This window comes from Curtobacterium sp. BNK-1 (assembly GCF_048685235.1).
In the GTDB taxonomy this organism is placed as follows: domain Bacteria; phylum Pseudomonadota; class Gammaproteobacteria; order Enterobacterales; family Enterobacteriaceae; genus Pantoea; species Pantoea agglomerans.
On the sequence record NZ_JBLQTJ010000001.1, the window covers coordinates 2,124,281 to 2,147,386 of the forward strand.

The following is a 23,106-nucleotide window of genomic DNA, read 5'->3' on the forward strand; positions in this document are numbered from 1 at the left end:
TAATTAACGCTATTCAGCGCTTTCAGGAGAGAAGTGGCTTTTGTAATTATTTTTATCAGCATGAGCTGCTGAGTTTGGCTTTACGCAGAGGAATCGCGAGGGGTTGCTGCGCATCCCGCAGGATGCGCAGCGTGACATCAGAAGGTTTCCCAGTGAGTATCACTGACCGGTGCCGTCAGGGCTTTGCGTGGTGCCAGCGCCGCCGTGGCGGGTGCGGCAATCGGCAGATGCTTTGTCAGCGTCTGCTGCAACGCGCCGCGTTTAATTTTGAAGACCGACACTGACTGACTTAACCGGCTGGCCTGATCTTCCAGCGAAGCGGCTGCGGCTGCGGACTCTTCCACCAGCGAGGCGTTCTGCTGGGTAACGCGATCCATCTCAGTGACCGCCTGCCCGACCTGATCGATACCGCGACTCTGCTCGTCCGACGCCGAGGCGATTTCACCCATGATGTCGGTGACGCGCGTAACCGCACTGACGATATCGCTCATGGTTTCCCCGGCGGTGCCGACCAGTTGCGAACCGACATTGACCCGGTTCACTGAGTCGTCGATCAACCCTTTGATCTCTTTTGCCGCTTGGGCGCTGCGCTGCGCCAGATTACGCACTTCGCCCGCGACCACGGCAAAACCGCGACCCTGCTCGCCGGCACGCGCCGCTTCAACGGCGGCGTTAAGCGCCAGAATATTAGTCTGGAAAGCAATGCCATCAATCACGCTGGTGATATCGGCAATCTTCTTCGAGCTGCCGGCGATTTCGCTCATGGTTTTCACGACACCCGCCACCACGTTGCCGCCTTTTTCTGCGGTTTCTGAGGCGCTGAGTGCCAGCTGTGACGCCTGGCGGGCGTTTTCGGCGTTTTGTTTCACCGTGGCAGTGAGCTGCTCCATGCTGGCCGCCGTCTGCTCCAGTGACGCCGCCTGCTGTTCTGTGCGGGCAGAAAGATCATTGTTTCCGGCAGAGATCTCGCTGGCACCGGTGAAAATCGCATCCGAGCCGTCACGCACATTGGTCACCGTGCGCACCAGTGACTGCTGCATGTCATGCAGACTGGCCGCGAGCTGAGTCATCTCATTGCGCCCTTCCACCACAATCGGCTGGGTTAAATCGCCCTGGGCGATATGCTGGATGTGATTAATGCTGCTGTTGAGGGGTGTCATCACGATTTTGCGCAATCCAAACCAGCAGAGCACGATCACGGCGACCACGACGGCCATGATGGTGGAGAGGATCCACATCATACGGCTGTAAGCAGAACTGTTCTCTTCAACACCAAGCGTAGTCAGGCGATTCTGATCGGCTCGCCATTCACGGTAAAGCGTCAGAAACGCACTCTGGCTTGGCGCCACCGGGGCTTTACCGGCCGCAATCAGATCGTTTGCCTGTAGCGCCGTCTGCAACTGATCCAGCGCAGCGCCATAGTCGCTGTAGCGCTGCTCCAGCTGGTTGTTTAACTCACTATTTTGTCCCGGCGTATCGGGTGTCTCTTTAAAGACTTTGAAAAAACCGGCGGCCGCCTGCTGGAAGTTTTTGCTGTCGTCAAACAGTGTGGCGACATCGGCCGCTTTGCCTTCCAGCTTACTGGTGGCGAAACGCAGCTGAATACGGGTCAGCAGCACCCGGCTCTGGTTAAGACTCATATAGGCGTCGTTGAGCGACTGCGTATTTTGCATCGCCAGCTGCGACACGGCGAAGCTTTGCTTGTCGTGGCTTAATGCGGAGTAGAAAACAGAACCGGAGAAGGCCTGTAACAGCCCAAACACCAGCAACACCAGTAACAGGCTGGTGACAACACGGATTTTCGTTAACATGAGTAACCCTGAAGAAAGTAGGTAATTAAAGTGACTGAGGGATTATCGGCAGGTGACAGCGGGAAATTAGAGTGCAATGCGGCTTTATTGTATGATTAGAAAGGAATTATCGCTCAGTGAAACTATCACGGGCCAGCCATAACCGGCCCGTGATGATTCAATTACGCGCTACGCAGGTTATCCACCAGCGCCATCTCGTCGCTGCTCAGCAGCTTCTCAATGTCGACCAGAATCAGCATGCGATCGCCCAGCGCACCCAGACCGGTCAGGTACTCGGTGGACATGGTCACAGCGAACTCTGGTGAAGGACGGATCTGATCCTGGGTCAGCGACAGCACATCAGAGACGCCGTCAACCACGATACCGACCACGCGATTTTCCAGATTCAGCACGATAACCACGGTGTTTTCATTGTACTCAACATCGGGCTGCGCAAACTTCACGCGCAGATCGATAATCGGCACGATAACGCCGCGCAGGTTAGTGACGCCGCGAATAAATTCAGGGGTATTTGCGATACGCGTTACCTGATCGTAACCGCGAATTTCCTGAACTTTGAGGATATCGATGCCGTACTCTTCGTCGCCCAGCGTGAAGACCAGAAACTCCTGACCCACAGTTTCGCCAGCGATTTTTGTCACGGTTGCCATTCCATTCATGTTATTTACCCTTTCGTTATCAATCAGGCGGCAGCGCCAGCCACACGTTTTTCACGGTTAAGTGATTGCAGTGCTGAAACATCAACAATCAGCGCCACGCTACCATCGCCAAGAATGGTGGCGGCAGAGATGCCCGGCACTTTGCGATAGTTACTTTCCAGGTTCTTCACCACCACCTGATGCTGGCCAATCAGCTGATCGACCAGTAGCGCGTAACGTTTGCCCGCGCTTTGCAGGATTACCACGATGCCCTGAGTGGCCTCGGTTTTGGCATCCTGCACATCAAAGACGTTCCACAGCTCGACCAGTGGCAGATATTCGCCACGCACTTCCAGCACGCACTCGCCACCGGCCAGCGGTTTCAGCTCTTCGGCGCGCGGTTGCAGCGATTCCATCACCGCATTCAGCGGCAGAATAAAGACTTCATCGGCCACACGAACGGACATCCCATCAAGGATGGCCAGGGTCAGCGGCAGCAGGATACGAATGGTGGTGCCTTTGCCCTGCTTCGAGGCGATCTCGACGTGACCGCCCATCTCCTGAATATTTCGTTTCACCACGTCCATACCGACGCCGCGTCCTGAAACATCCGTCACCTGCTCTGCGGTGGAGAAGCCCGGTGCGAAGATCAGCATGCCGACCTCTTCGTCGCTCATGTTCTCGTGAACCGGCAGGCCCGATGAGAGGGCTTTAGCCAGAATACGTTCACGGTTCAGACCGGCACCATCATCAGACACTTCAATGCAGATGTTGCCGCCCTGATGTTCCGCTGAAAGCGTCAGGTTACCGGTTGCCACTTTACCGGCCACCAGACGTTTCTCTGGAGTTTCGATACCGTGGTCAAGGCTATTACGCACCAGGTGCGTTAATGGATCGATGATGCGTTCAATCAGGCTCTTATCGAGTTCGGTTGAGCTGCCCAGCAGCGTCAGTTCGACCTCTTTACCGAGTTTGCTGGCCAGGTCACGCACCAGACGCGGGAAGCGGCTGAAGACATATTCCATTGGCATCATACGAATCGACATCACCGATTCCTGCAGATCGCGGGCGTTACGTTCCAGCTGACCCATGCTGTTCAGCAGGTCGCCGTGCGCGACCGGATCGAGTTCGCCGGAACGTTGAGCGAGCATTGACTGGGTAATGACCAGTTCGCCCACCAGGTTGATCAGCTGATCGACTTTCTCCACCGCAACACGGATGCTGGTGGATTCGCTTGATTTGGCAGGTGCCGCGACGCGCTTACTTTCACGCTTCACTGCGGCCACCGGCAGTTCGGTGACGGTGGCGGTGTGAACGTCTTCCACCACCGGTTCGGCCTCGGCTGCAACAGCAGCTGGCGCGGCAACGGCTTCGTCAGCTGCCGGGAAGCGGATCTGTGCTTCGTCGATGACGAAGCAGAGCACCGCCACGATGTCATCTTTACCGACGCCATCAATGCAGACATCCAGCGTGGTGCTGCCCTTCTGCACGTTGGTCAGGGTGCCGAGATTACTCATCTCTTCCAGCATCAGATCGACCTCTTTCTCTTTGAGATCGATCAGCTGTACACGCAGGCCGCTGGTGCTGGCCGATTCTGCGCTGGCAGTGGCAACACTAACCGGAACATCAACCGGCAGACCTTTGGCCTCTAGCGCCAGCTGGCGCAGCGCTTCACAGATATATTTGAAGCTCTCCGCGTTAGGCTCCTGCGCGGTTTTATAAGCATCGAGCTGTTCCTGCATAATATCTTTGGTTTCCAAAAACAGGTTGATGATGTCGGTGCTGAGCTGCATCTCGCCGCGACGAGCACCATCCAGAATGTTTTCCAGGATATGAGTCGTTTCCTGTAATACCGTAAAACCAAAGGTTCCGGCCCCACCCTTAATGGAGTGAGCGGCACGGAAGATGGCGTTAAGCTGTTCCGAATCTGGCTCCTGCGGGTCTAAGCCCAACAGGTGTTGTTCCATATCCGCTAATAGCTCATCGGCTTCATCAAAAAACGTCTGGTAAAAATCGCTGATGTCCATACTCACGGGAATCACCTCGGCTGTGAGGGGGCTGCTGTATTCACCGCGCCGCCTGGTGTTGCAGGTGCGGTAATCTGTTCAATGGCCGCCGGATCGCTGATCTGGACGGCATCACTTTCTGCGTTCTCTTTTTCTATTGCCGCTTCGGTGTCGTGGTTCAACACCAGCAGGCTGATGCGGCGGTTAACGGCGTCATTACCGCCACGATTTTTCAGGCGCATGGTGTCGGCCATACCCAACACCCGTAAAATTTTTCCGCTGTCTAAGCCGCCCATCACCAGTTCACGGCGTGAGGCGTTAGCACGGTCTGTCGACAGTTCCCAGTTGCTGTAGCCTTTGTCACCGCTGGCATACTGAAAATCATCGGTATGTCCGGCCAGGCTGATGCGGTTCGGAATGTCGTTAAGGACTGGCGCTATCGCACGCAGAATATCGCGCATATAGGGCTCAACCTCGGCCCGACCGGTCTTAAACATCGGGCGATTCTGGCTGTCGATAATCTGAATACGCAGCCCCTCTTCCACCATGTTGATGATCAGATGCGGGCGCAGCGCTTTCAGACGCGGATCCGCTTCAATCAGCTGGTCGAGCTTTTCACGCAGCCGGTTAAGGCGAATCTCATCCAGCTTGCGTTTCTGGGCGTCCATATCGACGACTTTGTTCACTTCGCCAATCTTTTTAGTCGGATCATCACCGCCGCCGGGGATCGGGCTCTCGCTGTCGCTGCTGCGCGCCCCGCCGGTAATCGCTACCTTCAGCGGTGTTTTGAAGTAGTCTGCTATCTGCACCAGCTCCTGCGGGTTGGCGATTGAGAGCAGCCACATCACCATAAAAAAGGCCATCATCGCCGTCATAAAGTCGGCGTAGGCAATCTTCCACGATCCGTGGCTGCCTTCATGGCCTTTATGTTTGCGCTTTTTGATCAGCACAATTGGGCGATTGCCGTGTTTCATGAAGCCTCGTCTGAAGTCTGTTTAGCCGGGTTCTTGGCGTTACGTACGTGCTCTTCCAGTTCGCTGAACGACGGGCGCTCGGCGGAATAGAGTGTCTTACGACCAAATTCCACCGCAATCTGCGGCGCGTAACCATTCAGGCTCGAAAGCAATGTCACCTTAATGCACTGCATCATCTTGGTGGTTTCCGCACACTTCTGACGCAGCACTGACGAGAGTGGAGAGACAAACCCGTAGGCCAGCAAGATGCCCAGGAAGGTGCCCACCATCGCATGCGCGACCAGCGCACCGAGTTCAGCGGCCGGACGATCGGCCGAAGCCAGTGCATGGACCACGCCCATTACCGCGGCGACGATACCGAATGCCGGAAGACCATCACCCACTGCAGCAATACTTTGCGCTGGTACGTCACACTCGTGTTCGTAGGTCTCAATCTCTTCATCCATCAACGCTTCGATTTCAAAAGCGTTCATGTTGCCGCTCACCATCAGGCGTAAATAGTCAGTAATAAAATCCACTAACTGTTTATCGGCAAGAATGCGGGGATAATTAGCAAAAATTTCACTCTGGCTGGGATCTTCAATATCGCGTTCCAGCGATAACATGCCCTGCTGACGCGACTTCGCCATCAGGCGATAAAGCAGCGCCATCAAATCCATGTAAACCGCTTTGTTGTACTTGGAGCCGCGAAATAACTTAGGCAGCGCCTTCAGCGTTTTTTTAATCGACTTACCGTTGTTGCCGACTAAAAAAGCACCGGCACCGGCACCGCCGATCATTAATAATTCGGCTGGCTGATAAAGCGCGCCCAGATGGCCACCTACCAGCGCATATCCGCCCAACACGGAGCCTAAAACAATCAGGTAACCTATAATTATCAGCACAAAAAAATCCTTACGTCCGTAACGTGTTGGTGGAAGTTAAGCCAGAGAGCCGCAGATGTTATTCCTGAACCGCAAGCAAAAAAAAAGCAGCGGTATTAACCGCTGCTGGATGGCTTCCACAGTGCGAACAAACTTAAACGGCGTGTTTAACCTGTTCATCCAGCAGTTGTGGAAACATATCGGCAGGTTCTGCAGAAAGTTTACGTCTTTTTACTGCCCGTGATGGTGGCTGGCACAGGCTGCAGGTAAAGCTGCCAACCGGCTGATGCGCATGATTAATAAAGCTGCCGTTGCAGCTTTTACAATCTGCCAGTTCCAGCATACCGCTATCAACGAATCGGACCAGGGTCCAGGCACGAGTCAGCGCCAACAGCGGGCCCTCGTCCGATTGAGGACACTGTTCAAGATACAGGCGGTAAGCTTTAATCACGGCATCGACGCCGCTGCACAACCCGGTTTTCAGCAAAAACTTCCAGGCGTTACAGAACATAGAAGCATGAATGTTCTGCTCCCACGTCATAAACCAGTCCGTAGAGAACGGCAGCATACCTTTCGGTGGCGGACTGCCACGTAATTCTTTATAGAGCTTAATGAGACGACCGCGGCTCAGCTGGGTTTCGCTCTCAAGCATCTGTAAGCGGGCACCTAATGTAATGAGCTCCATCGCGAGATGAATATCACGTGCTTCCTGAACAATACTTTTCTCACTCATGACATTGCTCTCTTTTTAGCAGGTGCATCATCTTTAGACGCATTACGCAGTAAACGGCTCGATAATAAAATGCCGGTGTGGATTTGTTGTAAATCATCCACGCGTGATTCCTGCGTCAGGCGATTAATGGTGCTGCTATCGGTAAAACGAAACTGGCAAACCAGTTGATTGGTTTCCGCCATTTTTACCATCTCAGGCAATGTTAATTCAGATAATGCATTCGCCATTTTCTCGTCAATTCCGAGGCGAAACATTGCAGAAGCTTTATCCTGGTTAATTAAACGCTGCGCAAGCAGTAAATAAGACAAGTTGAGATCGTAAATATGTTTCAGTACTTCAGAGGTGCCCATTATTTTTCCATCCTGAGAGATGCGACGTAACTGTATCGCAGAATAAATCTGCGGTTCGAGCTGCTGTTTGTTAAATCAAAAGATGGCAAAAAAAACTTTACGTAACGTTAATGTCACCGTTTTCGCCTTCCATTTTTGTGTGGGTTTCAGACCCACCGAAGGTCGAAAATCCATGCCATTTTATTTTCGAGTTCTGGACATCTTCCGTGACGTCTTCTTACATTTTTTAGGACTATTCCGAAAACAACGCAAATCTATATCGTCTGATTTCCACATACAACGACAGTGATATGAAATTTTAGATAAAGTGTGACGCAGATCACACTTTTAACGCAAATTTCTTCAGTAACCCTTTACCATTACTTACCGACTGGTCATTTTTTGAGCAAAAAAGCCCGATTTTAAGTCCAATTGGTCCTGAGAAAGGTTTAATAGGGGGTAAAAGCATCGCTATTCGACGCTTTGCGCGGTCCGGAATGAATATCGGGTGTTAATCGTTTTAACACCCTATTTAGAACCACCCAAAGAAAGGTTATCAGCATATTATGCTACCGCACCGTGCGGGTATTTGCTGTTAAATTAGTTACTTAAGGGGAGTATCGCAGAGGGTGAGTAATGAAATCGTTAAGGTTTATACGGCATCAGGGAAGATTTCTGGCAACCTGGCGTTAACAGTGGTGGCAAGGTGTACAGACTCTGATTCCCAATGTAACAAGGGGTTATATAAGAAAGTCGAATGAATTAACGAAGGGTTATGCGTTGGCACTATCACTATCGGCAGCCTGAAGAGAAACTTGAGTAAAGAAGGTAAAGAAAGCGGCAGGGGCTGACGGGACGGGGGTTTCCGGGCTTACCTGCATTTATCGGGCCACTCCGGGCAGCCACTGACGTTATCAGCGTAGAATCGTAGCAAGTGGTCGTTAACAGATAGCAGGCGAGTTTTCTGTGATCTGGGCCGAAAAAAAAGCAGCGACGCCGTAGAGGCGACGCTGCTTTCATAACCTGAGTCAGAACAGATATCAGGCGAGTTTTGGGAAGGTCGCGACCTTGTTAACCGTGTTGTGGTCAACGCTGCGCGGTTCAATGCGCTCCAGGTCTTTCAGGAAGCCTTCACGCCAGGCGGTAATATCATTTTTACGCAATACCGCCATCATATCGTTGTAGCGTGAAATCCTTTCGGTACGCGGCATAGTAATCGCCTTATCCAGCGCGGCGGCCACTTCATCACGGTCATACGGATTTACAATCAGCGCGGAGGTGAGCTCGTTAGCCGCACCCGCAAAGCGCGACAGCACCAGTACACCGGGATCATCCGGGTCCTGCGCAGCCACGTACTCTTTCGCCACCAGGTTCATACCGTCACGCAGCGGCGTAACCAGACCGACATCGGTCAGACGGAAGATTTTCATCAGCAGGCGACGGTCAAAATGCTGGTTAAGGTAGTAGAGCGGGGTCCAGCCCAGCGTACCGTATTTACCGTTGATGCGCCCTGCTTCGGTCTCCAGCTGATGACGGATATCCTGATACGCCTGCACATCACCGCGCGAGGTTGGTGCAATCTGCGAGTAGCGGATTTTGCCGCGATGCTGCGGGAAGTTCTCCAGCAGCGCTTCATAGGCAAGAAAACGCTCAGGCAGACCTTTGGAATAGTCGAGACGTTCGCAGGCAATAATATTGCGTGCATCGCCCAGCTCTTTCTTCATGGCGGCCATTTTCGGTGGCAGCGGCCCTTCGGCCATCTCTTTAATACTGTCTGGCTCAATCCCGATGGGATAAACCTCAGTCATAAAGGTGTTGCCAAAGGCGCGATGTTTTTTGTCGCCCTTATTCTGCAGCTGCGTGAGCTGGCTGACGCTGTCGAGGAAGGCCACCCGATCCGATTCGGTCTGGAAACCCAGCAGGTCATATTCGCACAGCATTTCCAGAAGCTCTTTGTGCGGCGGCAGCGCATTAAATATTTCAGGCGTCGGGAACGGAATATGCAGGAAGAAGCCGATGCGGTTATTAATGCCCGCCCGACGCAGCGCGGCTGCAAACGGTAAAAAGTGATAATCGTGGATCCAGACAATATCATCCGGCTTAATCAGCGGTTTTAAACGCTGTGCCACCGCATCGTTAACGTCGCAATACCCTTCCCAGGCTTCCCGCTGGAACTGCACCAGGTCAAGGCGATAATGGAATGCGGGCCAGATTACAGTGTTTGAGAACTGGCAATAGTAGAGATCGTAATCGTTCTGGCTCAGCGGGAACGAGGCATACTCAATACCCTCATGTTCCTGAACCGTGACTTCTTCCACCTCTTCGCCTGTGTACTCGCTGATTTCACCGTTCCAGCCAAACCACAGTCCACCGGTGCTTTTTAGTGCATCGAGAATACCGACGGCCAAACCGCCAGCGCTGGTTTTTGACCCATCGGGCATGGCGACACGGTTAGATACAACTACTAAACGACTCATAACCTAAACTCCTTACCGACGTTGTCTTGTTCTGATAGTAATAATGTTCTTTCCAGCCAGCCGTAAACCGCATCGACATCATGAAGCCGATAATGGGCCTGGGTGGAACCTTCTCCGACTTTGATCGAGACGCCCTGCCGTGCGTTCACGGCCAGAAAGCCCTTCTCATCCGTCAGATCGTCGCCAATAAAGACCGGCGTACGTCCGGCAAAAGGGGGCTGCTGCATAAAGTCGCTGATTGCGGCGCCTTTATCGATACCTGCCGGTTTAATCTCTACCACACATTTCCCCGGCTGAAGCGCCAGTCCGGGAAAACGTTTTACTGACTGTTCAGCCAGTCGCATCACATCCTGCTCATGCTGCATCGCCTGGCGGTAGTGAATTGCGAAAGCCATGCCTTTTACCTCCAGCTGGGTGCCAGGCCAGGATGCCATGGCATCCTGCAATTCCGCCCTGAGCGATTGCTCCACCTCGACCGGCAGGCTGATGCGTTGCAGATTACCCTCTGCATCACGGCGCTCTGCACCATGTACGCCCGCAGCCGGGCCGTGCCAGGGAGCGGCCAGCGCATCAAGTTGTTCTATGGGTCTGCCGGAGACCAGCGCAAGCGCGCCCTGCGAGAGTGCAGAGAGCTGCTGCAGTTGCGCGATGACCTGCTCAGGAATAAATACCGCTTCGGGACGGGACTGAATCGCTGCCAGCGTGCCGTCGACATCAAAAAAGAAGGCGTACTGCCCGCCGCTTAATGTCGGGTACCTGGCATGGGTGTCTGCCGCTTGGGTCACGTTACTTCTCCTGAAAATCGAATTTTAATAAAACATTGAGTTAAAACAAGAATGTCCTGACGCAGTCAGGTCAGCAAGCGGGAAATTCTGATAAAGCGGTGATTGAGGGATAAAACGCGGTAACGGGATAGGTCACTCTCCTCAAACTTGCAAGCGCATTGCTGACAATACTGGCTAACTGAGAACATCTTCACAGTAAGTGTAGTCATTAACAGGGGTTATGCCAAAAAGATGCAGGTTTCATGCCAGCCGCTGCGGTTAAGTCAGCATAAAAGCACCATTCAATTCTGCTTCGCTTCCGATGATCAGGCCAGACACGATCCGCTGCTGACTGGAGTCACGCACGTATCGCACCCGGCAGAGTCGGCACTCCTCAAACCTTAAGCTTCTTAAGGTATTCCTAATATTGAAAGCGCATTCTCGTGACACTTTTATTACTCGGGTTCCTGCTCACATGGCGTTTACTCTGAAAAGGCCGCTGATTAGCCGCCTTACGTTGCTGATTCTGGCTGCGGTTTATATCGCGGTTTTCCTTAACATTGTCTATTACCGTCAGGTGCTGGCGGTGATGCCACTGAACGACCTGCACACCACCCTGGTATTTTTATCGATGCCGCTGGTCGCCTTTAGCGTGATCAATATCGTGATTACACTGGCCTCGTTTATCTGGCTGGATCGGCTACTGGCCGCGCTGTTTATTCTGCTCTCCGCGTCGGCACAGTTCTTTATTCATACCTATAACATCGTGGTCGATCGCTCGATGATCACCAACATGATGGATACCACTGCCTCGGAATCTTTTGCGCTGATTACGCCAAAGCTACTCGTAACCCTGCTCAGCTCAGGCGTGCTGATGGCGTTGCTGGTGTTCTGGCCGCGACTTAAAAAGCAGCAGTGGCGCGGCGTGCTGGCGCGACTGCTCAGCGTGCTGCTGTCAGCAGCGCTGATTGTGCTGGTCGCCCTGCTCTTCTATAAAGATTACGCCTCGCTGTTCCGCAACAACCGTGAACTGGTAAAGGCGCTTAGCCCCTCTAACAGCATTGCGGCGACGCTCTCCTGGTATAAGCATGAGCAGTTACAGAACGCGCCGCTGATACGCATTGGTGAAGATGCGCATCTGCAGCCCAGCCGCAGCAGTGGCAAACCTAACCTGACTATTCTGGTGCTGGGAGAGACCTCACGCGCGCAAAACTTCTCGCTGGGCGGTTACGGTCGTCTGACCAACCCCTTACTGGCGAAAGATGATGTGATCTATTTTCCGCACACCACCTCGTGCGGGACGGCGACGGCGGTCTCCGTGCCCTGCATGTTCTCCAACATGCCGCGCGCCCACTATGATGATGTGCTGGCCGCGCATCAGGAGGGGTTGCTGGATATTATTCAGCGCGCCGGCATCAGCGTGTTGTGGAATGAGAATGATGGAGGCTGTAAAGGTGCCTGCGATCGGGTTCCGCATCAGGACATGACCAGCCTGAACCTGCCCGGCATGTGTATTGACGGTGAGTGTTATGACGACGTGCTGTTCCACGGTCTGGATGAATATATCAGCCAGTTAAAAGGCAACGCAGTGATTGTGCTGCACACCATTGGCAGTCATGGCCCGACTTACAGCCATCGCTATCCGCCACAGTTTCGTCAGTTTGAACCGACCTGCGACACCAACCAGATCCAGGACTGTTCGCAACAACAGTTGATCAACACCTATGACAATACGCTGGTCAATGTGGATCACATCGTCGATAAAGCCATTAATGTATTGCGCGCGCATCAGGACCGCTTCACCACCAGCCTGGTCTATCTGTCTGACCATGGCGAATCCCTGGGTGAAAATGGTGCTTACCTGCATGGCCTGCCCTATGCTATCGCGCCGGACACCCAGAAACATGTGCCGTTGCTGATCTGGCTTTCCGATGATTATCAGAAACGTTATGCGGTTAATCGCGGCTGTCTGAATAAACTGGCGGCGACAGACGATTTTTCACAGGATAATCTGTTTTCAACCATGCTGGGATTAACCGGCACCGCGACCCACGAATATGTGCCTGCGGATGATATTTTGACGTCGTGTCGGAGCCAACCTTAATGAAGATACTGATTGTTGAAGATGATGCCCTGCTGCTGCAGGGTCTGATGCTGGCGCTGGAAGGGGAAGGCTATGTCTGTGATGGCGTTACGCGGGTGCGGGATGCTGAAGCGCATTTCGCCAGCGGCCTGTATAGCCTGGTGGTGCTGGATCTTGGCCTGCCGGATGAAGATGGACTGCATTTTCTGATACGACTGCGGCGGCAGAAGAAGATGACGCCGGTGCTGATCCTGACCGCACGCGACACCATCAGCGAACGCATTGCCGGACTCGACGCAGGCGCGGACGACTATCTGATCAAACCGTTCTCGCTTGATGAGTTGCTGGCGCGGATCCGCGCCCTGATTCGCCGCCACGTCAATCAGGGCGACAGTCATGTCAGAGTGGGTGCGCTGGCGCTGGATATGACCCATCGCCAGATTACGCTCAGCGACGTACTGCTGGATCTGACACCCAAAGAGTTTGCGATTCTGTCACGGCTGATGCTCAAGGCCGGGAATCCGGTTCACCGTGAAATTCTCTACCAGGATATCTATAACTGGGAGACCGAGCCTTCTACTAATACCTTGGAAGTGCATATCCATAATCTGCGCGACAAAATCGGCAAAAGCGCTATCCGCACCGTGCGCGGTTTTGGCTATGCGCTGGTGACGCAGGATGGCGTTCGTGAGGCAACATGATAAGACGTTTCGATCATCGCAGTATGCGCTTTCGCCTTATCCTGACCATCGGTCTGATCCTGCTGGTTTTCCAGGTGATCAGCGTGGTCTGGCTGTGGCATGAGAGCAAAGAGCAGATTCAGTTTCTGGTGGAAGCGCAGCTGCAGAAGCGCAACATGGACAGTCACGTTAAGCGTGAAGTGCATGAAGCGGTAGCCAGCCTGGCGGTGCCGAGTCTGGTGATGATTACCCTGACGCTGCTGCTCTGCTATCAGGCGGTGAAGTGGATTACCCGGCCGCTTTATCAGCTGCAGCGTGAACTGGAGAGTCGCAGCGAAGAGAATCTTGATCCCGTCTCCTGCCACAGTCAGGTTCAGGAGATCGATGCGGTGACGCAGGCGATAAACCAGCTGGTCGCGCGTCTGAACAGCAGTCTGGAGCGCGAACGGCTGTTCACCGCCGACGTGGCACATGAGCTGCGCACGCCGCTGGCGGGATTGCGGCTGCATCTGGAGTTAATCGAACGTAACAGCGATGTCAAAGTTCAGCCGCTGGTGCAGCGCCTGGATCAGATGACGCACAGTGTGTCGCAGCTGCTGAATCTGGCGCGCGCCGGACAGTCCTTTACCTCTGGCACCTATCAGAACGTGGGGTTGATTGAAGATGTGATCCTGCCAATGGAGGCAGAGCTGAGTATTATGCTGGAGGCGCATCAGCAGACGCTGGTGCTCGATCTGCCGCAGGAGCAGTTTGTGCGTGGTGATGCCACGCTGCTGAAGATGTTGCTGCGTAACCTGGTCGAGAACGCCCATCGCTACAGCCCGGATAACAGCACCATCAGTGTGCAGCTGGTGTTAGCTCCTCAGCCGATGCTGGTGGTGGAAGATCAGGGCCCGGGAATTGATGAGAGTAAAAGTGGCGAGCTGAGTAAAGCGTTTATCCGGATGGACAGCCGCTACGGCGGTATCGGACTCGGGCTGAGCATCGTCAGCCGCATCGTCCAGTTACACCGGTTTCAGTTTTTCTTAGAGAACCGCCGCGACCGAAGCGGTTGTCGTGCCGTGGTGAAGTTTTAAGCGCTGAACCAGGCGGAGAGGAACAGAACGACCGTGGCTGCGGCAATCAGCAGTGCAGCATATTCACTCATCGGACGCGGAGCAGTCACAGACAGGGCAACAGGAGCAGTTTTCATAGCATCATCCTCAGTTAAAGCAGGCAGTATCGCGATTGCATATTAAGGAAACCTTAAGCTCGCGACACTGCCGCTAAAAATGTCTGCGCTGCCGGACGCCGCCATCAACCTCGCATTTCTGCCCGCTGACACGCCTGCTGCATCCGCCCGGTGCTCTACACTTAATGGCTACGTTCCGTTTCAGGAGTTATGCCATGAGCCAACGCATGCACAAATATGCTTTTCCGGTCAGCAAAGCCCGCAAATATCTTGAGCCCGGACCGGTGCTGCTGCTCAGTTCGCAGTACAAAGATCAACATGACATCATGACGCTCGGCTGGCACACGGTGCTGGAGTTTTCTCCGTCACTGGTTGGCTGCATGATTGCCGGTATGAACCACAGCCATGAGCTTATCCGCAACAGCGGTCAGTGCGTGCTGAACATTCCTTCTGCCTCGCTGATTGATGAAGTTGTGGCAATCGGCAACAGCCACGGCGACAGCATTGATAAGTTTGAGGCATTTGGCCTGACGCCGGAACCCGCTCAGGTGGTTGGCGCGCCGATGATTGCCGAATGTTTTGCCAGCTTTGAGTGTCAGCTTTATGACGATTCGATGGTCGCTAACTACAACCTGTTTATTTTTGAGATTGTTAAAGCGCACGTTGCCGAGCAGCCGGAATACCCCACTACCCTGCACTACACTGGCGAAGGCCGGTTCAGCGTGATGAGCGACAAAATACTGGATAAGAGCGGCGATTTTAAACCGGAGATGCTGATCTAGTTGAAAGCGCTCTTCTGCGACCCCATTCACCTCTTTCGACCTGACAGGAGTAAATTATTATGGCAATCGAATACGCAGTTATCGCTGGCGGCTGTTTCTGGTGTACCGAAGCGGTATTTAAGGATGTGATCGGCGTAGAGTCGGTAGAAAGCGGTTATACCGGCGGTGCTCGTCCTAATCCGACTTATGAGCAGGTCTGCAGCGGTGCGACCGGTCATGCGGAAGCGATCCGCATTGGCTTCGACCCGGAGAAAGTCAGCTTTGGCGATCTGCTGGATATCAGCTTTGTGACGCATGATCCGACCCAGCTTAACCGTCAGGGTAATGATATTGGCACCCAGTATCGTTCCGCCATTTTCCCGGCCAATGCAGAGCAGGAAGCGGAAGCACGCGCCGCCATTGCCCGCGCTCAGGCTGACCATGATGTGCCGGTGGTGACCACCATTGAGCCGCTGAAAGAGTGGTATCCCGCTGAAGCTTATCATCAGGATTACTGGGAAGGCGCGGGCCAGCGCAACGGCTACTGCATGGCGGTCATTCCACCGAAATTGCAGAAGCTGCGTAAAAGTTTCGCTAACAGAGTAAAGCGCTGATTCCGGCATCAGTCGGGGCAGCGTCTGACCAGTAACGAGGGTGAGAACGCCGCCCCGGTTTATTTGCTGCCATAAAACTCACCTGACCGGGCTCATCAGGATGACGGGATGTGGCCGGTAAAACGGCGGGTTTTATGCCGCAGTAAATCGATTCGTTCAGAGCTTAAGCGAATAGATCAAAAGAGAAAAATAGTGCTTGACCGTTTTCAGTCGACTCCCTATAGTACCGCCCCGTTGACCCATCGCGGTCAGCGAAGTAAATCTGGTGAGGTGTCCGAGTGGCTGAAGGAGCACGCCTGGAAAGTGTGTATACGGCAACGTATCGAGGGTTCGAACCCCTCTCTCACCGCCATCTTCAAAGAAGAGCCTGAACTTTTGTTCAGGCTCTTCTTTTTGCATATTTCACTCTGAGAGAGCGTGATAACTCCCGCCGGGGAACGACCACGTGCGCAGCCGCTGCCCCACAATAAGAAAACCCGGCCGGAGCCGGGTTTGGGCGCTACACTTCTACTCAATCAAACGCTAGCTATACGCGTGCAGGGTGCGCTGACACAGCGCAGAACGCACACAATCTTCTTTGCCGAAGCGTACAATGCCAACCATCTCGTCCTCTTCGAAACGCGCCAGCGCGTCTGCGAGACCGGAAGGCACCCCAGCGGGCAAGTCGCACTGGGTAATATCGCCGTTAACAATGACCGTGACGTTTTCGCCCAGTCGGGTCAGGAACATTTTCATCTGCGCGGCGGTGACGTTCTGCGCCTCGTCCAGAATTACCACAGCATTTTCGAAAGTGCGACCACGCATATAGGCGAACGGTGCAATCTCTACCTTGGCAATTTCCGGACGCAGACAATATTGCATAAAGGATGCGCCAAGACGTTTAACCAGAATGTCATAAACCGGGCGGAAATAAGGCGCGAATTTCTCAGAAATATCGCCGGGAAGGAATCCCAGATCCTCATCTGCCTGCAGTACCGGGCGCGTAACGATAATCCTGTCGATATCCTTATTAATCAGGGCCTCAGCCGCTTTTGCGGCACTGATCCAGGTTTTACCGCACCCGGCTTCACCGGTTGCGAAGATCAGCTGTTTTCTCTCTATGGCGTTAAGATAGTGCGCCTGAGCTTCATTACGGGCTTCAATTGGCAACCGGTCACGCGTATCGCGCGCCATGCCAATGGCATCCAGTCCACTCATATGCACCAGCGAAGTGACCGACTCTTCTTCACGCTGACGATGACTTCTTGAGTCACTACGAAGCACTCTTCTTGCTTCACGACGCGCTTTGATCACTGCTTTCTGTCTTCCCATAGTGGCACCTTTCAGTTGGTTTCATTTCCTGCGTCAGGCCGGTGGCCCGTTGCGATAACGTGAACGCTTTAGAGGTTTCAGTTGGCTTCCTTTTGAGCCATGACAGGACAGGATAGTGGGTATGCAGCAGCGCAATAGCGTAGCTGAACACCGGATAAAACAGGATGCGATAAAACAAAAGAGATGGTTGAAGGAAGGAAGAAATAACGAGGCAGAATTGCCCTCGCGGTCAGGCGCAATCTATTTACTGACAGTGACTTTCCATTAAAGACTCGACCCATGCGCGAACTCCAGTGTGATACATCAACACATCCGATTACGCCTGTTTAATAAAGTGCACCATTTTGTTGGGCCTTTGCAATAGTAATTTTACCTGCTGGCAAAAGAATTGCTAATCACGTGTATGTATTTCTTTTAAGGCAAAATGTAAAAGCGTTTTATTACAGTGAATTAGCTTATTTTATATATGCCAGACAACCGCTAAAACTCAGTTTAACCTCAGTCAGCAAAGCACGAAAACCGTAAAACGTGGGCGACCAGAAAAGGGACGCCCACAGTGGTTGAATTTTAATCAGGCTTCCAGCAACGACTGCGCTAAATAATGGCTGGCGTCTGGTACACCGGGCAAAACAAAAAAGTAACCGCCGCCAAAAGGCCGGATATATTCTTCCAGCGCTTCGCCGTTCAGGCGCCGCTGCACCGTGAGAAAGCCGCGTTCCAGATCGTGCTGATAGCAGACGAATAGTAACCCCATCTCCAGCTGTCCCGATGCAGAGATACCCGCGGAGTAACTGTAGCCGCGCCGCAGCATCAGGCTGCTTGCCGTCTCTGGCGTGCGGGGATTGGCAAGACGAATGTGCGCATCCAGCGCAATCACTTCGCCGTCCGGATCACGGGCATAATCCGGAACGTCGCGCTCATGCTGCATCCCCAGCGGCGCGCCACTTAATTTCTCGCGACCAAAGATAGTCTGTTGCTCGCCCAGCGGCGTGCGATCCCACATTTCGACGTGAAAGCGGATTAACCGTACAGCCTGATAGCTGCCATTGCGCGCCCAGACCGGTTCGTCCTGATCGTCTGTCACCCACAGCAGTTGATTCATCAGAGCAGGATTGTGGGTATCCGGATTGGCGGTGCCATCTTTGAAACCCAGCAGGTTGATCGGGGTTTCCTGCCCCTGACTGCGCGCGGCGTGATCGGAGATAAAGCCTTCGCGCCGCCAGCGTACGCCAAGCAGGTCAGGCGTATGCTTGATGATATCCCGCAGGGCATGAATCACCGTATCCTGGGTGTTGGCACAGAACTGCAACAGCAGATCGCCATGACACTGACTGGCATCCAGCGAATCATTGGGAAAGCGAGTCATCGGCTGCAATTTTTTCGGTTTGTGCGGCGCCAGACCAAAGCGTTCATCAAACAGTGAGTTGCCGACTGACACGGTAATCGTCAGATTATCAGGCGCGATAGTCGCCCCAAGAATGCCGGAATCCATTGGCGGCAACCGCGGATTGGTGACTACCGGTGCCGGACCGCCAGTGGTCAGGAAGGCAATACGCTGGGTCAGCAACCGGAACAGACGCACCAGCTCCGTTTTATCGCTGCTGAGCAGATCAAACGCCACCAGCATCATCGATGCCTGCTGTGGCGTCGTGATACCCGCCTGATGCTGACCATAAAACGGCTGCATCTGCTGTCGGGCCTGCGGCGTAACCGTACCCGGCGAAAAGCTGTCGGCGGCGGCTGCATGGAACGGACAGCCGCCGCTCAGCGCTGCCGCGCCACCCAGCAGCCCCAGCCCTTTTAGTAACCGACGACGCGCAGGCTGCGCGTCATCTTCCTTGCGACTCATGATTAATCCAGACCCAGGGTGCCACGAAGTAATGAAAGATCTTCCGCCAGTGCGGTGATCGGTCCTTTCAGCGCGTTACGGTCGGCGCTGGTCAGTTTCTCATAGGATTCAAAACCGGTTTGGGTGCGGTACTTACTCAGGATCGCATCCACTTTTTTGAAGTTGGCGTCAACTTTAGCCAGCAACTGCGGGTTCGCTTTGCTTACCATGGGTCGCAGCAGATCGACAATTTTCTGCGCGCCATCAATGTTCGCCTGGAAGTCCCACAGGTCAGTCCGGCTGTAGCGATCTTCTTCACCGGAAATTTTGCTGGAAGCGACCTCTTCAATCAGGCCGGCTGCGCCGCCGACCACTTTGGCTGGCGGGAAGGCCAGTTCGCTGATGCGCACCTGCAAATCTTTCACATCTTTATTCAGCTGCTCAGCGTAGTCCGCCATGCCTTTCGTGCTGTTATCAGCAAACAGCGCTTTCTCCAGACGGTGGAAACCGGTGAACTTTGGATCGGCCGCTTTCTTCTCATAGTCATCTTCACGGGCGTCAATGCTGCCGTCGAGATCGGAGAAGAGCTCAGCAATCGGCTCAATGCGCTCATAATATTGACGGGTCGGAGCAAACAGCGCTTTGGCTTTTTCAACGTCACCCGCTTTAACGGCGTCAGTAAAGGCCTGGGTGTTGCTCACCAGCTGGTTCACCTGGTCGGTCACATAGGCTTTGTATTCGGTGATCGGGCCTTCCAGCTGCATACGTGCTGAGGTGCCACTTTTCGCCGCGCCCTCACCGGCCTGCACGATCAGCTTGCCTTTTGGATTGCTCAGCAGCCCACAGGTCATCTCATATTCGCCCGCCTCCAGATTGGCGGTCAGTTTCTGACTGAAGCCCGGCGCGATATTCTCACGCTCTTCAACCACCATCACGCCTTTGAGGATCTCCCACTCCAGCGCTTTCTGGCTGTTGTTTTTAATCAGGAACTGGGTCTTACCGGCCTTGACCGTTAAGCTCATTGGCTCGCACTGCTTGTCGGTGACGCTTACGGTAACCTGAGGAACCGCCGCGGCCGCCGTTGCGGAGATTGCCAGCAGAGGAAGCAGCAGTGCCTTGCGGCGGAAACGCATTGTCATCTCTCTTTCCCTATCATGTTGCAGGCGTAAGATGCGCCCGTTAAATGTCAAATTACACAGTGGCCGACGCAGCAGAACGCGCAGGCATAAAGAACAGAATCAGCGCCGGGATCAGGTAGGCAAAGTAAACGGTCACTTCACTGACGCTTGGGGACTCCTGATAACCCAGCACCCCTTCCAGCAGGGTGCCGAACAGCGAATGGGTCGATAAGGTATTGCTGAGATCGAAGGCGACATCCTGAAAGCGATTCCATAAACCCGCTTCGTGGAAGGCGCGGATGGCGCCCGCTGCCAGACCCGCGGCGACAAACAGGATGAATACGCTGGTCCAGCGGAAGAAATGGGCCATGTTAAGACGGATACCGCCCCAGTAGAGCAGCATGCCCAGCACGACCGCGGTTGCCAGACCCAGCACTGCGCCAATCGGCGGCGCATAACCGACATCCTGGGTAAACGCCGCCAGCAGGAAGAACACCGACTCCAGCCCTTCGCGCGCCACGGCAAGAAACACCATCAGCACCAGTGCCAGACCGCCACGACCTGAGCGTTGCAGCGCCTGATCGACCGCCTGTTCAAGCTCGACCCTGATGTTGCGGGCGACTTTGCGCATCCAGAAAACCATTGAGGTGAGGATCACCACCGCAATCAGCGCCACGATGCCCTCAAACAGCTCCTGCTCTTTCTGCGGGAACTCACCGGTGGTGGCATTGATGAACAGACCCAGGCCCAGACAGAGCCCGGCGGCAATAAACACGCCGGCCCACATCGCGGGAAACCATTGGGTGCGCTGGGTGCGTTTGAGATAGCTGGCTATCAGGCTGACTATCAGCGCGGCTTCAAGCCCTTCGCGCAGCATGATGAGAAAAGGAACAAACATCGCCAACCTCTTGAATGTTAAGCAGCGTCAATAAACAGTAAAATAAGGTAAAGTGTAAACGATACCGATTATCATTATCGCTGAGAAAAAAACAAGTTGCCGGTGGAGATAATTTCATCTTTGAGTGGTTTATCTTTGTAACAAAAAAGCCCGCCCCTTTCGGGACGGGCCAGGCGATTAACGCCTCGCTTATTTTGTCTGGAACTCCGCCTCTGCAGCGGCAAAGCGCTGCTGCGCTTCCGCTGAAGGCTCACGTCCCATCAGCGTGAACACCACAATGGCGATGCTGGCGAAAATGAAGCCTGGGATGATTTCATACAGTCCCAGCCAGCCATACTGTTTCCACACCAGCACGGTCAGCGCACCGACGATCATGCCCGCCAGCGCACCGTTGCGGTTCATCCGCTTCCAGCAGACACCAAACAGTACCACCGGACCAAACGCCGCACCGAAGCCCGCCCAGGCGTAGCTCACCAGGCCCAGCACGCGGTTTTCCGGGTTAGCCGCCAGCGCGATCGCAATCAGCGCCACCAGCAGCACCATCAGACGCCCTACCCATACCAGCTCTTTCTGGCTGGCATTTTTACGCAGTAAGCCTTTGTAGAGATCTTCGGTCAGGGCGCTGGAGCAGACCAGCAGCTGACAGCTCAGCGTTGACATCACGGCTGCCAGGATCGCTGACAGCAGAATACCGGCAATCCACGGGTTGAACAGGATACGCGCCAGCTCGATAAAGACCCGCTCCGCATTGGCGTTAACGCCAACCGCCAGCGTCGGGTTGTTCTGGAAGTAGGCAATACCGAAGAAGCCCACCGCCACGGCACCGGCCAGACAGAGCACCATCCAGGTCATACCGATACGGCGAGCGGTACGGATTGAACGATGCGAATCTGCCGCCATAAAGCGCGCCAGAATATGGGGCTGCCCGAAGTAGCCCAGGCCCCAGCCGAGCAGGGAGATCACCGCAACGAAGTTCAGTCCCTTCAGCATGTCGAGGTTTTCCAGGCTCTTCGCTTCAATCACCGCCAGCGAATCAGACCAGCCGCCGACCGCGATAATCACAAACACCGGCGTCAGGATCAGCGCAAAAATCATCAGGCTCGCCTGAACGGTATCGGTCCAGCTCACCGCAAGGAAACCGCCCACCAGCGTATAGAGAATGGTCGCCGCTGCACCCGCCCACAGAGCGGTCTGGTAACTCATACCAAAGGTGCTTTCAAACAGACGCGCACCGGCTACCACGCCTGAGGCGCAATAGATGGTGAAGAACACCAGGATCACAATGGCGGAGATCACGCGCAGGATTTTACTGTGGTCCTCAAAGCGGCTGGTAAAGAAGTCCGGCAGCGTCAGGGCGTTGTTGTGATGTTCAGTCTGAACCCGCAGGCGACCGGCCACGATTTTCCAGTTCAGCCAGGCACCGATCGTCAGGCCAATCGCAATCCAGCTTTCAGAGATACCGGAGATGAAGATCGCACCCGGTAAGCCCATCAGCAGCCAGCCGCTCATATCGGATGCACCGGCAGAGAGTGCCGTGACCACGCTACCCAGACTGCGGCCACCGAGGATGTAATCATCAAAGTTTTTGGTTGAGCGATAAGCCACAAACCCGATTAATACCATCCCAAGAATATAAACCAAAAAGGTCACCAGCAAAGGTGTACTTACACTCATCTGTCTCTCCACTTATTATTTGATATCCCAGAGAAATCGCCAGCTACCCGCCTGCCGGAACGGGGCAAAGCGGGCCGATTTTCTTCGTCAGGGCGTCACTCATTTCCCAGCGGCGCGGTATCCTGCCGGAAAGGCGTTGTGCGCACAATGGATTTAACACAGGCGTTACAGTGATTTCACTAACCGTTTGTGAAAACGTGCTCATAGGTTGCACTCGCTCACAGTTATCCGGTTGCACCATCGCATTACCTGCCTGAAACCCGCTTTTCATCGGGTCTGCCAGACTGGCGAGGATCTTGCAGCAATATCCGTGCCGCATTGCGGGATTTAACAATCGTCGACGTTAAAAGGGTGTTAACTGGCTCACATTTAA

At 54.1% G+C, this 23,106-nt stretch carries 19 protein-coding genes and 1 tRNA gene; 6 read left to right on the top strand and 14 right to left on the bottom strand.

The window, feature by feature from the left end:
• Positions 1-137: 137 nt before the first annotated feature.
• From ACMGGP_RS10160 to otsB, 9 genes are all read right to left on the bottom strand, one after another.
• Entirely contained in the window at positions 138-1,811 is a 1,674-nt protein-coding gene (locus tag ACMGGP_RS10160) for a methyl-accepting chemotaxis protein (protein ID WP_062757849.1), read from the bottom strand.
• Positions 1,812-1,972: 161 nt separating this feature from the next.
• Complete coding sequence (gene cheW / locus ACMGGP_RS10165; RefSeq protein WP_010258541.1) at positions 1,973-2,470, bottom strand: chemotaxis protein CheW; 498 nt, start codon at positions 2,468-2,470, stop codon at positions 1,973-1,975.
• 23 nt (positions 2,471-2,493) lie between these two features.
• Complete coding sequence (gene cheA, locus ACMGGP_RS10170; RefSeq protein WP_182504426.1) at positions 2,494-4,476, bottom strand: chemotaxis protein CheA; 1,983 nt, start codon at positions 4,474-4,476, stop codon at positions 2,494-2,496.
• Positions 4,477-4,487: 11 nt separating this feature from the next.
• The gene (motB, locus tag ACMGGP_RS10175; RefSeq protein ID WP_010258536.1) at positions 4,488-5,429 is read right to left on the bottom strand and encodes a flagellar motor protein MotB; all 942 of its coding nucleotides are present in this window, start codon (positions 5,427-5,429) and stop codon (positions 4,488-4,490) included.
• Positions 5,426-6,313: a flagellar motor stator protein MotA gene (gene motA, locus ACMGGP_RS10180; RefSeq protein WP_003849139.1), complete on the bottom strand. Its 888-nt coding sequence runs from the start codon at positions 6,311-6,313 to the stop codon at positions 5,426-5,428. The genes motB and motA overlap by 4 nt, the downstream gene beginning before the upstream one ends.
• Before the next feature lie 133 nt (positions 6,314-6,446).
• Positions 6,447-7,025, bottom strand: coding sequence for a flagellar transcriptional regulator FlhC (gene flhC, locus ACMGGP_RS10185; protein ID WP_010258532.1), 579 nt, complete (start codon positions 7,023-7,025; stop codon positions 6,447-6,449).
• Positions 7,022-7,375 (bottom strand): flagellar transcriptional regulator FlhD, encoded by a 354-nt coding sequence (gene flhD, locus ACMGGP_RS10190; protein WP_010258528.1) that lies wholly within the window; start codon positions 7,373-7,375, stop codon positions 7,022-7,024. The genes flhC and flhD overlap by 4 nt, the downstream gene beginning before the upstream one ends.
• A gap of 1,019 nt (positions 7,376-8,394) precedes the next feature.
• Positions 8,395-9,831: an alpha,alpha-trehalose-phosphate synthase gene (gene otsA, locus ACMGGP_RS10195; RefSeq protein ID WP_010258527.1), complete on the bottom strand. Its 1,437-nt coding sequence runs from the start codon at positions 9,829-9,831 to the stop codon at positions 8,395-8,397.
• The gene (gene otsB, locus ACMGGP_RS10200; protein ID WP_498798403.1) at positions 9,828-10,616 is read right to left on the bottom strand and encodes a trehalose-phosphatase; all 789 of its coding nucleotides are present in this window, start codon (positions 10,614-10,616) and stop codon (positions 9,828-9,830) included. Before otsB ends, otsA begins: the two co-directional genes overlap by 4 nt.
• 454 nt (positions 10,617-11,070) lie before the next feature.
• On the opposite strand from otsB, the gene eptA reads away from it, so the two are divergent.
• From eptA to ACMGGP_RS10230, 6 genes are all read left to right on the top strand, one after another.
• Positions 11,071-12,699 (top strand): phosphoethanolamine transferase EptA, encoded by a 1,629-nt coding sequence (gene eptA, locus ACMGGP_RS10205; protein WP_498798404.1) that lies wholly within the window; start codon positions 11,071-11,073, stop codon positions 12,697-12,699.
• The gene (gene pmrA / locus ACMGGP_RS10210) at positions 12,699-13,379 is read left to right on the top strand and encodes a two-component system response regulator PmrA (protein ID WP_010670822.1); all 681 of its coding nucleotides are present in this window, start codon (positions 12,699-12,701) and stop codon (positions 13,377-13,379) included. The genes eptA and pmrA overlap by 1 nt, the downstream gene beginning before the upstream one ends.
• Entirely contained in the window at positions 13,376-14,434 is a 1,059-nt protein-coding gene (gene pmrB / locus ACMGGP_RS10215; RefSeq protein ID WP_060680407.1) for a two-component system sensor histidine kinase PmrB, read from the top strand. Before pmrA ends, pmrB begins: the two co-directional genes overlap by 4 nt.
• 310 nt (positions 14,435-14,744) lie before the next feature.
• On the top strand, positions 14,745-15,311 hold the full coding sequence (locus ACMGGP_RS10220; protein WP_022625495.1) for a flavin reductase family protein: 567 nt from the start codon (positions 14,745-14,747) through the stop codon (positions 15,309-15,311).
• 59 nt (positions 15,312-15,370) lie between these two features.
• Positions 15,371-15,904: a peptide-methionine (S)-S-oxide reductase MsrA gene (msrA, locus tag ACMGGP_RS10225; protein ID WP_158149243.1), complete on the top strand. Its 534-nt coding sequence runs from the start codon at positions 15,371-15,373 to the stop codon at positions 15,902-15,904.
• 264 nt (positions 15,905-16,168) lie between these two features.
• Positions 16,169-16,256, top strand: a tRNA-Ser gene (locus ACMGGP_RS10230).
• A 170-nt stretch (positions 16,257-16,426) separates the two neighbouring features.
• Here the strand turns inward: ACMGGP_RS10230 and phoH are convergent.
• The 5 genes from phoH to putP all read right to left on the bottom strand — a co-directional run bounded on the left by phoH (position 16,427) and on the right by putP (position 22,733).
• Complete coding sequence (gene phoH, locus ACMGGP_RS10235; protein ID WP_010258505.1) at positions 16,427-17,215, bottom strand: phosphate starvation-inducible protein PhoH; 789 nt, start codon at positions 17,213-17,215, stop codon at positions 16,427-16,429.
• A gap of 571 nt (positions 17,216-17,786) precedes the next feature.
• Positions 17,787-19,064, bottom strand: a complete 1,278-nt coding sequence (gene efeB / locus ACMGGP_RS10240; RefSeq protein WP_132499906.1) for an iron uptake transporter deferrochelatase/peroxidase subunit — start codon at positions 19,062-19,064, stop codon at positions 17,787-17,789.
• A 2-nt stretch (positions 19,065-19,066) separates the two neighbouring features.
• Entirely contained in the window at positions 19,067-20,182 is a 1,116-nt protein-coding gene (efeO, locus tag ACMGGP_RS10245) for an iron uptake system protein EfeO (RefSeq protein ID WP_010670825.1), read from the bottom strand.
• A gap of 52 nt (positions 20,183-20,234) precedes the next feature.
• Positions 20,235-21,059, bottom strand: a complete 825-nt coding sequence (gene efeU, locus ACMGGP_RS10250; RefSeq protein WP_010258496.1) for an iron uptake transporter permease EfeU — start codon at positions 21,057-21,059, stop codon at positions 20,235-20,237.
• A 189-nt stretch (positions 21,060-21,248) separates the two neighbouring features.
• Complete coding sequence (putP, locus tag ACMGGP_RS10255; protein ID WP_010670826.1) at positions 21,249-22,733, bottom strand: sodium/proline symporter PutP; 1,485 nt, start codon at positions 22,731-22,733, stop codon at positions 21,249-21,251.
• Positions 22,734-23,106: the final 373 nt, after the last annotated feature.

Bases quoted from the DNA above. Each gene is read 5' to 3' on its own strand.
- flhC (WP_010258532.1), bottom strand. From the start codon at position 7,025: ATGAGTGAGAAAAGTATTGTTCAGGAAGCACGTGATATTCATCTCGCG.
- cheA (WP_182504426.1), bottom strand. From the start codon at position 4,476: ATGGACATCAGCGATTTTTACCAGACGTTTTTTGATGAAGCCGATGAG.
- ACMGGP_RS10160 (WP_062757849.1), bottom strand. From the start codon at position 1,811: ATGTTAACGAAAATCCGTGTTGTCACCAGCCTGTTACTGGTGTTGCTG.
- flhD (WP_010258528.1), bottom strand. From the start codon at position 7,375: ATGGGCACCTCTGAAGTACTGAAACATATTTACGATCTCAACTTGTCT.
- pmrB (WP_060680407.1), top strand. From the start codon at position 13,376: ATGATAAGACGTTTCGATCATCGCAGTATGCGCTTTCGCCTTATCCTG.
- eptA (WP_498798404.1), top strand. From the start codon at position 11,071: ATGGCGTTTACTCTGAAAAGGCCGCTGATTAGCCGCCTTACGTTGCTG.
- otsA (WP_010258527.1), bottom strand. From the start codon at position 9,831: ATGAGTCGTTTAGTAGTTGTATCTAACCGTGTCGCCATGCCCGATGGG.
- msrA (WP_158149243.1), top strand. From the start codon at position 15,371: ATGGCAATCGAATACGCAGTTATCGCTGGCGGCTGTTTCTGGTGTACC.
- motB (WP_010258536.1), bottom strand. From the start codon at position 5,429: ATGAAACACGGCAATCGCCCAATTGTGCTGATCAAAAAGCGCAAACAT.
- ACMGGP_RS10220 (WP_022625495.1), top strand. From the start codon at position 14,745: ATGAGCCAACGCATGCACAAATATGCTTTTCCGGTCAGCAAAGCCCGC.
- efeO (WP_010670825.1), bottom strand. From the start codon at position 20,182: ATGACAATGCGTTTCCGCCGCAAGGCACTGCTGCTTCCTCTGCTGGCA.
- efeB (WP_132499906.1), bottom strand. From the start codon at position 19,064: ATGAGTCGCAAGGAAGATGACGCGCAGCCTGCGCGTCGTCGGTTACTA.
- pmrA (WP_010670822.1), top strand. From the start codon at position 12,699: ATGAAGATACTGATTGTTGAAGATGATGCCCTGCTGCTGCAGGGTCTG.
- efeU (WP_010258496.1), bottom strand. From the start codon at position 21,059: ATGTTTGTTCCTTTTCTCATCATGCTGCGCGAAGGGCTTGAAGCCGCG.
- cheW (WP_010258541.1), bottom strand. From the start codon at position 2,470: ATGAATGGAATGGCAACCGTGACAAAAATCGCTGGCGAAACTGTGGGT.
- putP (WP_010670826.1), bottom strand. From the start codon at position 22,733: ATGAGTGTAAGTACACCTTTGCTGGTGACCTTTTTGGTTTATATTCTT.
- phoH (WP_010258505.1), bottom strand. From the start codon at position 17,215: ATGGGAAGACAGAAAGCAGTGATCAAAGCGCGTCGTGAAGCAAGAAGA.